The organism is Bacillus sp. OV166 (assembly GCF_900177675.1).
In the GTDB taxonomy this organism is placed as follows: Bacteria; Bacillota; Bacilli; order Bacillales; family Cytobacillaceae; genus Neobacillus.
In genome coordinates this window covers 1,798,438-1,810,903 of sequence record NZ_FXWM01000001.1, presented here as the reverse complement: position 1 = coordinate 1,810,903, position 12,466 = coordinate 1,798,438, and the positions used below count along the sequence as shown (strand labels likewise).

Genomic DNA, 12,466 nt, shown 5'->3' with positions numbered 1-12,466 from the left:
AAAAATCACAGCTACTGTCTAATATTGTAGATATTTGATTTGGATTAATTGGACAAGAAAGGAGTTGGGTTGATCCCTGAGGCATTAAGAACAGGAGGCTTTGGTTCACTTTTTGTAGGAGTTTGTTTAGGAGTATGGGTGCTGACTACTTTGGAAAAAAATATCCCTCATATTGACTTACAGCATAACAAAAAGGGAATTCAATTTGATGAGAAGGCGTTGTTAATTATATCTGCAATTACCCTTCATAATATTCCTGAGGGATTGTCAGTTGGCGTAAGCTATGCATCCGAACAGGGGGATACTGGAAATTTAATTGCTTTAGCTATTGGGTTTCAAAATGCGCCGGAAGGCCTACTTGTCGCATTATTTTTAATCAATCAGCGAATTAGTAAACTGAAGGCCTTCATTATTGCAACCTTAACTGGAGCCATTGAAATCATTACTTCCTTATTAGGGTATTTTTTAACCTCATTTGTTCAAGGGCTAGTCCCCTATGGTCTATCATTTGCTGCTGGTGCCATGTTATTTATTATTTATAAAGAATTAATTCCTGAAAGCCATGGCGACGGAAATGAGCGCGTTTCCACCTATGCGTTTATCTTGGGGTTGCTTGTCATGGTGTACATAATTGATATTTTTTCATAAGAAATTTTTATCTTTAACTAAGCGGCTGAACAAATTTAAACTTATCACTCTCTTACTTAATTATCGTTAGACTAAAATCTTCGGCCAAACCATGATCATTTGTTTAAAGGCAAATTTAATTTCTTCATTTGGCCTAGAGATTTGGTCCATTACTTTTTGATACTCATTTATTAATTCATCTAGCTCCTGGCTATATCTTATTGTCATCTCATTGGTAAACCCCTGTGTATTCGCGCTATTTATCATTAATTCCCTTTTAGCCTTTATCTCTTCAATCATTTCAATCTGTGTATTACTATACTCGCACACGATTATCCCCCTACCTCTTACTCTATTACTGTAAACAACAAAAAATTAGACTACTTGATGAATTATGACAAGAATTATTATAAAAGTAAACACAATCGCAAAAGTAGACAAAACATCCTATTTCTTTCGTTATTCGACAAATCCCTCAAATAAATTCTTGTTTTTACGACAAAATCCTTCTAGTTTGCAAGCGTTTTATTCCATTTCACCATTCTTATAGACACAATAAAAAAACTGGCTTGCAATAATCTACAGCCAGTTTTAGTATCCGTTATTGATTTACTTCTTCTTTTTCGTAAATAGGTACCCATCCCTCGGTGGTAACAAAAATCCTTACAGCAACCACTTTCCGATCTTCTTCAAGGGTAAAATAGTGCCTTGTATTTTCAGGTACAGAAATCAAGTCTCCTGGATTGAGATGTACTTCAAAGAACTCACCATCTTTACCTTGGATGACAAAGACACCGTGGCCGCTGACTATGAAACGAACTTCATCATCTGTATGATGATGCTCATTTTTAAAGTTTGTCAGTAATACATCCAAATTTGGAGTATTTTCTGATAAAGAAATGACATCTTGAGCTTTGTAGCCACGTCTAGCAGAAATATCTGCGATTTCGCCTTCAAATGCAGCTAGAATTTCTACCTTTTCTTCATCGCTTAAAAGATACTTTTCTACGAGTTCAGCGGGAAGCTTACTAATATCCCAATTTTCATAAATAACTTCCTGCGACTCCAGAAAGCTTGCAACCTCTTCTAGTTCATGAATTTGCTCTTCTCTGGTTTGAAAAGTAATATAAGCCATTCTTCATCATCCTCTCATTTTTAATATTTTTTACACGACTTTAAATAATTGATATGGTTTATGCTCTAGTAAACGTAACTGGTAGCGGAATAAAAACTCTGAGGCTTCAAGGATTTTTTTAGCCTCAAAGGCATTTCTACCCCATACCGTTATTCCATGGTTGCGAATCAAGATAGCTCCAGTATCTCCTGAAACATGTTCAGAAAACTTATTAGCAAGTGTCGGGATATGGGCATAATTGTGAATAATTGGTATTGTTAAGACTGCGTCCTCTTCCCACTTATCAAAGGCCTTGATTAACTCTTGACCTTTAAATGTGACCTCACCATTATCACCATAAACTTCTGAGATCACATTATTATCAATCGTATGCACATGGAGACTGCAGCCAGCATTGGTTCGACGGTAAATTTCGACATGAAGAAGTGTCTCTGCTGAGGGCTTTAAATGTGTTTCTTCAACTGCACGGCCAAATTCATCAACGAGTAAAAAATCTTCATCTGTTCGCTTGCGTTTATCTTTTCCACTTGCTGTTACTAAAAATTGAAGCGGATGATTACTTACTTTAATCGCCAGGTTACCGCTCGTACCCATAAACCAATCACGCTCAGCTAACTCATCCTTTACATCGGCTAATTCGTTCCATCTTTCATTTAGCATGTTAGTTCATCCACCTCAATTCTTTTGTTAATTTCCTCGATACAGTCGAAAAAAGATGTAAATCCTTGATGATTGATTCCCCATTCCACACATTTTTCCTGAAGTAAATCTCTTGCTAACACAAAGTCCGCATGTTTTGCTGCCTCGAGATCAGTTACCGAATCTCCAATAACAATTTTGAAACGGTTTTCCTGAGTGTTTAATTTACGAATAATACTTGGTTTACAACATCCGCAATCATTGTTACATAATGAATCACATTCATTCGGCCATAGAATTTTTATTCTCTCGTCTGTAAAATCCGATTCATTGCAATAAACTCCATCAAATGGACCATATTTCTCCAAGATTGGATAAACAAAGAAGTCAATACCGCCACTAACAATATAAAATGGAATACCTTTTGCACGCGCAAATTCAACAAACTCTCCAAATCCTGGGCGAATCTTTGCATTTTCAATCGCAAACTCAGTCAGTTCATCCTTTAACTTACTTGGTAATAAGGAGAAAAGTTTCCCGACTCCTTCATTGATCGAAATCTCACGTGAGAGGATTTGATCTTTGATCCGTTCCCACCCTTGAGGAGCAAACTTTTCCATTATGCTAATGATGTTATCACTTTCAGTTACCGTTCCGTCAAAATCACAAAAAATCACTGGTTTTGTCATACGGTCACCTCTGCATTACCCCATAGTTTTAGTGCCATATGGAGCTCAGGATGCTGTTTTGCACCTTCGGCTAATAACTTTCCTTTAAGGTTGGTATCAATCGCTTGACGGAACGCAAGGCCCCCTCCGCGTGCACCATCTGGATGGCCATGGACCCCTCCGCCTGCATTAATGACAGAATCAATACCGAAGTCATGAATTAATAAAGGAACCAAGCCTGGATGAATTCCCGCTGATGGAACTGGGAATGACTTTTTAAAGACATCTTCTACGGTTAACTCACTTGCAATCGACAGTGCTTTCGTCTTCTCTAACGCCACGGTTCCATATGGGGATGGGAACAACGACAAATCAGCACCAGCATAACGAAGCAACTTTCCAAGCAATAATGAATGGGATAATCCATAAACTGGAGATGATGTAAAAGCACCACTAACTGCAGGGTGTGCCATAAGCGGTAAGGCAATTTCATCGTCTTCTCTTAATTCCTGCAGGACGTCTATGCCATAGGAAAACACATTAAACAGTAAGAGGTCCGCTCCAAGCTCTGCAGCCTTCCTTGCTTTTTCCTTCAGCTGCGATGTTCTACCCGTTAGGTTAACTGCATACAAAGTTCGATGTCCTGTTTGGTCAAATACTTCTTGCAATGCCTTTTTTCCTTCGACAATTCTTTTTTCAAATGGTGTTAGCTCATTTTCAAAAAGGATTTCATCATCCTTCACAAAATCTACACCACCAAGGGCTTGTTGCTTTAATTGCTCAACTAAAAATGCGAGATCTTTACCGAGCACTCCTTTAAAGATACTCATTAAAAGCGGTCTATTATAAACGTTTAATTTCTTCCGAAGACCTTCAATTCCAAACCTTGGGCCAGGGAACTGACTCTTTAATCCATCATCAAACTGTAAATCTAGTAATTTTATTTTTCCATCTAATGAAAGCTTACCGAAAACGGTTGTTAAAATAGCAGGCAGGTCATTAGAAAAATTAATCGCTGGATAGGATATGCGGATTAAAGATTGGTCACCTTTTTCTGCAGGAATCGTTTCAACTGATACCACACTGCCTTTATGCTTGCGTAATTGGCTTTGCTCTAGTTCAGGCAAGTTCGTCCATGAACCTACAGTTAATCCAAGTGCAATCGCTTCAGCCTTTTTGGTTGGCTTTTTTTCATCATGCAGTAAATATGTAGCAATTATTTTAGACATTCAAAAACACGTCCTTTCAAAAAACATAAAAAACCTCTTCAACAAAGAAGAGGTTAGCCGCAAACTAACATCTTCTCATCTATCAGCTTGTTGCTGCAAGAATTAGCACCGTGCCTAAAACTGGTTTAAGTCGGTTGCCGGGCTTCATCGGGCTTTTCCCTCCGCCTGCTCTTGATAAGAAAACGATTCGTATTTTATTAAATTTATAATGTTGTTTAACTTTAATTTGCATTATCGCAAGAAAAATAAAAAATGTCAATCGATTTAACAGAATATTTCCAAACGACTAATTCTTTCAACAGCTTCGGCTAATCGTTGTTCTGATGTTAATAACCCAACACGGACATATCCTTCTCCAAATTCTCCAAAGCCAATTCCCGGTGCAACCATGATATGTGCTTGTTCAAGTAAAATGTTAGCAAATTCCTCAGATGTTTTGCCCTCAGGAACTTTGAGCCACGCGAAAAAGGAACCCTTTGGCGCGGTGACATTCCATCCCAATGAACGAAGCCCATCAATCAATACATTACGTCTTCGCTCATAAAGATCGTTTAGTTCCCGTACACAATCCTGAGGGCCCATTAAAGCCTCAGCCGCTGCCTCTTGTACAGCCCCAAATAAACTAACATAAAGATGGTCCTGTAAAAGTTCGATGCTTGAAATCACACTCTCATTCCCAACAGCAAAACCAACACGCCAGCCTGCCATATTAAAGGTTTTTGATAAAGTATATATCTCTATCCCAACCTCTTTAGCCCCTTCAACCTGCATAAAACTTATTGGTTTTTCACCATCGAAACCAATAGCACCATAGGCAAAATCATGAACAACACAAATATCATGATCACTCGCTAGCTTAATAGTCTCATCAAAAAATTCATGAGTAGCTGTAGCTCCTGTTGGATTATTAGGATAATTGAGGAACATTAACTTTGCTTTTGATAAAACAGACTTATCCAGTTCGCAATAATCCGGCAGAAAGTTATTTTCCTCTCGTAACGGCATCGTAACCATTTCAGCTTTTGCAAGAGCAACCCCAGACCAATAATCCGGGTAACCGGGGTCAGGTACAAGGATGGTATCCCCCGGATTTAATAAGCATTGAGGGATTTCGACAAGTCCTGCTTTACCCCCAAACAAAATTGCCACTTCTTTATCCGGATCAATGGTCACTCCATATTCTCTTAAATAAAAATCAGCGGCAGCCTGTTTTAAATAACGATGTCCCTGAAAAGGAGAATATTTATGATTTAATGGATTCACTGCTGCATCTTGAAGTTTTTTAACAATATGAGAAGGCGTTGGCTGATCGGGGTTGCCTTGCCCTAAATTAATCACATCAAACCCTTGTGAAATATACTCCCCTACTTTTTTAACAAGTGAAGCAAAAAATTGCTTCGGAAGACTAGTTAATAGTTCTGATGGTGGAAATTGCTTCATTATTCTCACCTGCTTAATTATTTATAAGAATCATTATGAATTTCTAGTCACAAATGATATAACTTTTATAATGGCTTGTAAAGAAAAAATTCCGAAATTTCAAACGAGGTGAAGATTCGTGAAATTAAAAATTTCATGTCTGCAAATGGATATCGTCTTTGGCAATCCCAATAAAAACTACCAAACTGCCGAAAGACTCATTGAAAAAGCACTGATTGAACAACCCGATATCATTGTCCTTCCAGAACTATGGACAACGGGTTATGACTTGACCCGCCTTAATGAAATTGCAGACCCAAAAGCAGTACAAACGATTGAATTTCTGAGAAATGCAGCACAAAAAAATCAGGTTCATTTCGTTGGCGGCTCAGTTGCAAACCGAGAAGAAACAGGAGTAAAAAATACTCTCCTCATCATTAATAAAGATGGCACGCTTGTACACCAGTATAGTAAACTACATCTTTTTAAACTCATGAATGAGCATGTTTTCTTAGAGCCTGGCGCTGAGAAGGGACTTTTCCAACTTGATAATCACCAGTTTGCTGGGTCGATCTGTTATGATATCCGGTTTCCAGAGTGGATACGCGCTCACACATCAGAAGGTGCAGAAGCACTGTTTGTTGTGGCCGAATGGCCTGCACCCAGATTGTCCCACTGGAGGGCCCTTTTAATTGCAAGAGCAATTGAAAATCAATGTTATGTAATTGCCTGTAACCGTTCTGGAAATGACCCAAATAACCATTTTGCTGGTCACTCAATGATTATTGACCCGTGGGGTGAGGTCATTGCTGAGGCTGGAATGAAGGAAGAAATCCTATCGGCTGAAATTGAGATGGACTTAGTCAAGGAGGTCCGTAAGCAAATTCCTATTTTCACGGATAGAAAACCAGAATTCTATAAATAATAATTTTCAAAAAATATTGACACTTTCTCTTTGTTACTGATATGATTTTTACCAGTTAAATAGATTTTCTCTTATCACGAGCTGGCTGAGGGATTTGGCCCTTTGAAGCCCAGCAACCGACCGGAAACCCATTGAAATGGGGCGCTTTTTGCGCTGGGGATCCCCCCCTTTAAGGCACGGTGCTAATTCCAACAGAAGGATTATCTTTCTGAGAGATAAGAGGTGCGACAGACAATATTGTCTATCAGCCTCTTTCAGATGAGAAAGAGGCTTTTTTAGTGCCTGCGTGCATAACTAAGCCTCCCTAAAACGAGGAGGAACCATAATGAGTCTACTAAAACAAAAAACATACCAGCCTTTAACAAACGAGAGTGCAGTTGAACTGGCACTTGAATTGAAAATTTTTGACCAGCATGCAAAACTTTCCTGCAAGGAGATTGGCGATGGGAATCTCAATCTAGTCTTTCATATTGTTGATAAATTAGAAGGAAAAAGTGTTATTATCAAACAAGCTCTCCCTTATGCAAAGGTAGTTGGCGAAAGCTGGCCATTAACTTTGAAAAGAGCAAAGATTGAAGCGGATGCCTTAAAAATTTTCGGACAGATTGCTCCAGATTATGTGCCCCAAGTTTTTTTCACAGATGATGTCCTAGCTGTAACCGTAATGGAGGACCTTTCCCATCTTTCGATCGCAAGAACTGGCTTTATCAAAGGAGAAACCTATCCATTAATTTCAAAGCATCTAGGTGAATATCTTGCAAAAACACTATTTTACACTTCTGATTATGGATTAGGCCCTTCCTTAAAAAAGGAATATGTACAACAGTTTATCAATCCCGAGCTTTGCAAAATAACTGAAGATTTAATCTTTACCGATCCTTTTATTGATGCAGAAACCAACGATTTCGAGGAAGGACTGCGTCCTGGAGTCGAAGAGCTTTGGCAGGATGAAGAACTAAAATTTCATGTAAATATTTTGAAGAAACGCTTTTTAACAGAGGCTGAAGTTCTCCTCCATGGTGATCTTCATACCGGAAGTGTTTTTGCCGATAATTATGAAACAAAAGTAATCGATCCTGAATTTGCTTTTTACGGACCAGCTGGATTTGATATCGGCCAAGTATTTGCAAATCTTCTCTTTCAGGTAATAGCAAATGTTGAACAACGTGATCTTTTCCTCAATCATATTGAAACGGTATGGAATGTATTTGAGGATCAATTTACACAATTATGGAATACGGAGAATAAAGACGATTACGCTAAATCCACTACATATTTAAACTATAATTTAACTAAGTTTTTTGAGGACTCGATCGGCTTTGCAGGCTGCGAATTAATCAGAAGAACAATTGGTCTTGCTCATGTTGCTGATTTAGATGGGATCGAGGAAGATCAACCTAGAATTACTGCTAAGCAGAGAACATTAGATCTCGGTACAATCCTAATTAAACAGCGAAAAGAAATAAAGAACCTTTCTTCTTTCATAACGACTGTAAAAGAAGCATTATAATAGGAAAAGCAATCTGAACTTTCGGATTGCTTTTCTAGTCAAGTTTTGCCCACATTTCTTCTGGATTTAGTTCATAAATACCATTTTCGCGGAACATGTAATGATTTATGATAAACTCTCTGCGAATAGTTGCATAATCATCATGGAATTGTTTTATATACTCGTTTAATTGTTTTTCTTCGTACTTTTCACCTATTTTTAACTCACGTACCATGTGTTCGAACACGATTAATTTCTTCTTCCGTTGGGCAGGAATGTTCTTTAGTTTCCCATTTTTCATAAAGAAGTTCTCGATAATTTTTTGTCTCTCGATACTTGACTCGACCATTTCATCCAACTCCTTCCCCTTTTTTTCTAACAGCTCTGTAAACACCTTTGCCTGCTGGTTAATCAACGATTCATTTAGGTAAAAGTAAATCGTATTCTTGACTCTTCTGTCATACACCACATGGATCTCTCGTAATTTCTTTAAATGATGGGTAATCGTAGGTGCGGACAAGCCAAGCTTTCCTGCTATTGCCTGCCCATGGAGTGGACCTTTTGCTAATATAGCAACGATTCTAATCCGTGTGGGATCCCCCATCGTTTTATAAAACGCAACAACACGGTCTAATTGTATCAATGCACTACCTCCGCTTCATTCTAATTCGATATACATCTAATTAGATATATATCAAATTTAAAAAGCCCTGTCAATGACCAACAAAAAAACACATCCCAAAGGAAGTGTTTTTTGATTTGCTTTTTTTACAGCATAGGATTTTCATTCTTTGCTTTGAGTCTCTGCCATCTTTTCTCAACTTCTGCCTCAAATTCTTCTAGCATTGGCTTGTTTTCATCTTTAAGTAGGTGTTTTGTTTTCCCCATATATTTTAACCAATCAGAAAGTGGAATTCGCTTGTTCTTCTCTTCTGGATTGTAAGTTATGGTTGTAACACCTTGTTCTACCTCATAAAGCGGGAAGAAGCAAGAATCTACAGCAGCTTCGATAATCTTTGCACCAAAACGGTCATCAGATTTCCAGTTTAGTGGGCATGTGATGAGAAGTTTTCCATATACTGTTCCAACATTTTGTGCGTACCATTGTGCTTTTGCACCTTTTTTAACTAAGTCCTGTGGAAAGGCTTCCGAACCAGTAAACACATAAGGAATATTGGTAGCAGCCATAATTTGCGGAGTATCCTTATGGTGGAAAGCTTTTCCTCGCTGTGCTTTTCCAACTCCTGATGTACTTGTCATATGACCCAGTGGTGTTGAATAAGACATTTGTGAACCTGTATTCATGTAGCCCTCATTATCATATTCAAGCATAATCAGTTTATGTCCGCGAAGAGCAGTACCAATCGCTGAACCCATACCAATATCCATACCACCATCACCAGTAATCATAACAAATGTGGCGTCATCCGATACTTCAATTTCGCCGCGTCGTTTTAATTCCATGAATGCTTCAACAGTACCTGAAAGCGTAGCGGCACCGTTTTGGAACAAATTGTGCATCATCGTTTGCTTATGGGAGGTGCTAGGATAAGATGTTGTTGTTACATAAGCGCATCCCGTTTGGAATAGAGTAACAATGTCTCCCTCAATCCCTTTAAAGAATAACTCGAGTCCAGCAAAAATTCCGCACCCTGGACATGCCCCGTGACCGGAGGCAATCCGTTTCGGTTTACCAGTTAAAGCACGTAACGGCGGGACTTTCACCTTTAATTTTTTGGTTTCTTCATCCATTTTCACATCAATTAAACCTGTTTTAAAAACATCCCCGTGCTGTGGCAAAATAACAGGCTTAAGGATTTTTTCAGGATTACCTGGAATATGACCATAGTAATCAAATGGCTTTTCAGCATAGCCTTTTTCCTTTGCATCAAGTGCCATTTCAAAGAAAGCCTGCGCATCAGTTGCATAGAAATCCTTACCGCCGAGACCAAATACGCGGCTTAACACGATCGTCTGGTTGTCTTTGTCATCTTGAAGTGCAGATTTCACTTCATGTGTAAGGTTAGGACCATTTGCTCCGTAAGAATCCGCACGTTCCCCAACTAATAATGATTTTACATTCTTAAGGGCTTCACGAATTTCCTTTGCAGGGAATGGACGGATAATATTCGGGCTAATTACACCTGCATTAATTCCTTTTGCACGAAGCTGATCCACTACATCTTTAGCAGATTCTGCCGCAGAGTTTAATAGGAATAATGCTACATCTGCATCTTCCATTTTATATAAATCTAGAACTGGATATTCTCTTCCAGAAAGCTTAGCATATTCCGCAGCCACTTCCTTAAATACCTCACCAGCATTGTACATTGCTTCTGATTGTTGGTAGTGATTGTTAATGAAGTCATCACCACTCATATGAGCACCAATCGTTACTGGCTTCCTCAAGTCTCTAACAAAGTTGTAATCGGTTGGACATTCACCTACAAATTGCTGTACAACACTGCGGTCCTTAAAGAATTCCACTCGACGCTTTTGGTGGGATGTAAAGAAGCCATCATAAGCAACAATAACTGGTAAGCGAACCTTTGAATGTTCGGCAATTTTAAGCGCCATAATATTCATATCATATACAGCTTGCGGTGTTTTTGCTGTTAAGATTACCCAGCCTGTATTTAATGCATAATAGAGATCAGAGTGATCGCCACGAATATCAAGCGGACCACTGACGGCACGAGTAACTAGATTCATAACCATTGGAAAACGAGTCCCTGATTGGACAGGCATTTGTTCAAGCATATATAAGAATCCATTTGCACTGGTTGCATTGATAACACGTGCACCAGTTGCCGCAGCACCGTAGCAAATACCTGCTGAACCGTGCTCGCCATCTGCAGGAATCAGTTTAATATCATGCTCCCCGCGCGTTTTCATTTGATCTAAAAATTGAGCAACCTCTGTTGAAGGTGTAATTGGAAAATATCCCATAATATGATAATTGATTTGTGCTGCCGCCATAGCAGCCATTTCATTTCCAGATTCAAAAGTTGAAATTTGTTCTGCTACACCTTTTGTTGTTAATTTATCTTCTAAAATAGCCATTATTGGATTCCTCCTGCAATATAAGGAAAGTTTTGCTTTACGCGGTTATTATCTGCATACCCAAGCATTTCACGAAGATCACCGAGTGCGTCGGTTGGGCAAGCTTCCACGCATTTCAGGCAGCCTTTACAGTATTGGTAATCAATACCTTGAAGGAACATTTGTTTTCTTCCACGCTTATCTTCTCCTTCTTCCCAAACGAAGCAAAAGTCAGGACAAACGTTGTCACATGCAGCACAGTGAATACATTTGTCTTGTTGGAACTCCGGAAGGAATCCTTGGCGTGAACCACTTAAATCTTTAAAAATACTATTTGCTTGAGAAACCATGACACCACCGATATCCTGAGTCAAGTATCCAAGCTGTGGAAGTGGACGTGTGAAGGCTTTTCCTTCAGCCTCCTCTGGCACTTTATATGTTTTAAATTGAACCTCATTATAACCGTGGTCAAAAGTGCGGATATTTGGTTCAACAAGATGCGGGTATTTCTTCGTAAACGTTTTCCGAATCACGTCTCTCATGGATTCAGGATCTAAAAAATCACAAATACGATATAATGCTCCGAGCATTGCCGTATTTACTTTAGTTTTTTCCTCTACGGCTATCTGTAGGGCATCAACAATCGCTAGTGTACCGTAATCTAATTGTAAATCCGTTTTAACTTCATCAAAATCCCTTGCTGTATTTACTAAGACTATACTATCAGCATTCAAACCGCTAACAACATCAACCGTTCTATATAAGGCTTCATGGAAAACACCAACAATATGTGGTTGTTCAATTGGACTATGATCTCTAATTTCTACATCTGGTTCACAAAAGCGAATGAAACTCTTTACTGGAGACCCTTTTTTCTCAGAGCCGTAGGATGAAAAATTGGATCCTTTCAAGCCAAGACTTAAAACACCAGCCTCCGCTAACATTTTTCCAGCTAAGTTAGCTCCCAGCCCCCCAATTGATTCAAGACGGATTTCAAAAAATCCTAATTCATTTTTTTTCGGTAAAATAGACATAATGTCCCTCCCTAACTTCGTTCAATAAACTAACACGAAATAGACATAAAAATTTAACTTCCCAAAAACTATTGTAAGACAACTATTTTTATTACGCTGTGATAAAAGTCAAACATAATGATAATTATTTTGAAACAGATAAAATTTTTATTGAATAAGCGTTATCATATATGACTTTAAAGAGCTTTCATAATTATATAACAGGTATATTTATGTTATATAACAGATTAAAAAAAATGATCTGCATCCATTTCCGGAT

At 38.5% G+C, this 12,466-nt stretch carries 11 protein-coding genes, 1 pseudogene and 2 riboswitches; of the genes and pseudogenes, 3 read left to right on the top strand and 9 right to left on the bottom strand.

Annotation, left to right across the window (positions count from 1 at the left end):
• Positions 1–63: 63 nt before the first annotated feature.
• Positions 64–648, top strand: a pseudogene (locus CCK98_RS08635) (ZIP family metal transporter); the annotation flags it as partial.
• 66 nt (positions 649–714) lie between these two features.
• Here the strand turns inward: CCK98_RS08635 and CCK98_RS08630 are convergent.
• From CCK98_RS08630 to CCK98_RS08605, 6 genes are all read right to left on the bottom strand, one after another.
• A complete protein-coding gene (locus CCK98_RS08630; protein WP_088086201.1) occupies positions 715–957 on the bottom strand; it encodes an aspartyl-phosphate phosphatase Spo0E family protein in 243 nt (80 codons plus the stop codon).
• Between the two features lie 271 nt (positions 958–1,228).
• Complete coding sequence (locus CCK98_RS08625; protein WP_088086200.1) at positions 1,229–1,762, bottom strand: acireductone dioxygenase; 534 nt, start codon at positions 1,760–1,762, stop codon at positions 1,229–1,231.
• A 30-nt stretch (positions 1,763–1,792) separates the two neighbouring features.
• Positions 1,793–2,422 (bottom strand): methylthioribulose 1-phosphate dehydratase, encoded by a 630-nt coding sequence (locus tag CCK98_RS08620; protein WP_088086199.1) that lies wholly within the window; start codon positions 2,420–2,422, stop codon positions 1,793–1,795.
• Positions 2,416–3,090, bottom strand: coding sequence for a 2-hydroxy-3-keto-5-methylthiopentenyl-1-phosphate phosphatase (locus tag CCK98_RS08615; RefSeq protein WP_088086198.1), 675 nt, complete (start codon positions 3,088–3,090; stop codon positions 2,416–2,418). The genes CCK98_RS08620 and CCK98_RS08615 overlap by 7 nt, the downstream gene beginning before the upstream one ends.
• Positions 3,087–4,298: a 2,3-diketo-5-methylthiopentyl-1-phosphate enolase gene (gene mtnW / locus CCK98_RS08610; RefSeq protein WP_088086197.1), complete on the bottom strand. Its 1,212-nt coding sequence runs from the start codon at positions 4,296–4,298 to the stop codon at positions 3,087–3,089. Before mtnW ends, CCK98_RS08615 begins: the two co-directional genes overlap by 4 nt.
• Before the next feature lie 72 nt (positions 4,299–4,370).
• A riboswitch (SAM riboswitch) is annotated at positions 4,371–4,479 on the bottom strand.
• 83 nt (positions 4,480–4,562) lie between these two features.
• Positions 4,563–5,738, bottom strand: a complete 1,176-nt coding sequence (locus tag CCK98_RS08605) for a pyridoxal phosphate-dependent aminotransferase (protein ID WP_088086196.1) — start codon at positions 5,736–5,738, stop codon at positions 4,563–4,565.
• 118 nt (positions 5,739–5,856) lie between these two features.
• On the opposite strand from CCK98_RS08605, the gene CCK98_RS08600 reads away from it, so the two are divergent.
• Both CCK98_RS08600 and mtnK read left to right on the top strand, forming a co-directional pair.
• A complete protein-coding gene (locus CCK98_RS08600; RefSeq protein WP_088086195.1) occupies positions 5,857–6,642 on the top strand; it encodes a carbon-nitrogen family hydrolase in 786 nt (261 codons plus the stop codon).
• A gap of 68 nt (positions 6,643–6,710) precedes the next feature.
• Positions 6,711–6,864, top strand: a riboswitch (SAM riboswitch).
• A gap of 103 nt (positions 6,865–6,967) precedes the next feature.
• The gene (gene mtnK, locus CCK98_RS08595) at positions 6,968–8,152 is read left to right on the top strand and encodes an S-methyl-5-thioribose kinase (RefSeq protein WP_088086194.1); all 1,185 of its coding nucleotides are present in this window, start codon (positions 6,968–6,970) and stop codon (positions 8,150–8,152) included.
• Positions 8,153–8,186: 34 nt separating this feature from the next.
• Here the strand turns inward: mtnK and CCK98_RS08590 are convergent, their stop codons facing one another.
• The 3 genes from CCK98_RS08590 to CCK98_RS08580 form a co-directional block, all read right to left on the bottom strand.
• Positions 8,187–8,771, bottom strand: coding sequence for a metalloregulator ArsR/SmtB family transcription factor (locus CCK98_RS08590; protein WP_088090348.1), 585 nt, complete (start codon positions 8,769–8,771; stop codon positions 8,187–8,189).
• 128 nt (positions 8,772–8,899) lie between these two features.
• Positions 8,900–11,194, bottom strand: a complete 2,295-nt coding sequence (locus tag CCK98_RS08585; protein WP_088086193.1) for a transketolase C-terminal domain-containing protein — start codon at positions 11,192–11,194, stop codon at positions 8,900–8,902.
• A complete protein-coding gene (locus tag CCK98_RS08580) occupies positions 11,194–12,207 on the bottom strand; it encodes a 2-oxoacid:acceptor oxidoreductase family protein (RefSeq protein ID WP_088086192.1) in 1,014 nt (337 codons plus the stop codon). The genes CCK98_RS08585 and CCK98_RS08580 overlap by 1 nt, the downstream gene beginning before the upstream one ends.
• Positions 12,208–12,466 lie beyond the last annotated feature (259 nt).

What these genes read in the sequence shown, in the direction of transcription:
- CCK98_RS08580 (WP_088086192.1), bottom strand. Translation starts at nt 12,207, where the DNA reads ATGTCTATTTTACCGAAAAAAAATGAATTAGGATTTTTTGAAATCCGT.
- mtnK (WP_088086194.1), top strand. Translation starts at nt 6,968, where the DNA reads ATGAGTCTACTAAAACAAAAAACATACCAGCCTTTAACAAACGAGAGT.
- CCK98_RS08625 (WP_088086200.1), bottom strand. Translation starts at nt 1,762, where the DNA reads ATGGCTTATATTACTTTTCAAACCAGAGAAGAGCAAATTCATGAACTA.
- CCK98_RS08585 (WP_088086193.1), bottom strand. Translation starts at nt 11,194, where the DNA reads ATGGCTATTTTAGAAGATAAATTAACAACAAAAGGTGTAGCAGAACAA.
- CCK98_RS08620 (WP_088086199.1), bottom strand. Translation starts at nt 2,422, where the DNA reads ATGCTAAATGAAAGATGGAACGAATTAGCCGATGTAAAGGATGAGTTA.
- CCK98_RS08615 (WP_088086198.1), bottom strand. Translation starts at nt 3,090, where the DNA reads ATGACAAAACCAGTGATTTTTTGTGATTTTGACGGAACGGTAACTGAA.
- mtnW (WP_088086197.1), bottom strand. Translation starts at nt 4,298, where the DNA reads ATGTCTAAAATAATTGCTACATATTTACTGCATGATGAAAAAAAGCCA.
- CCK98_RS08605 (WP_088086196.1), bottom strand. Translation starts at nt 5,738, where the DNA reads ATGAAGCAATTTCCACCATCAGAACTATTAACTAGTCTTCCGAAGCAA.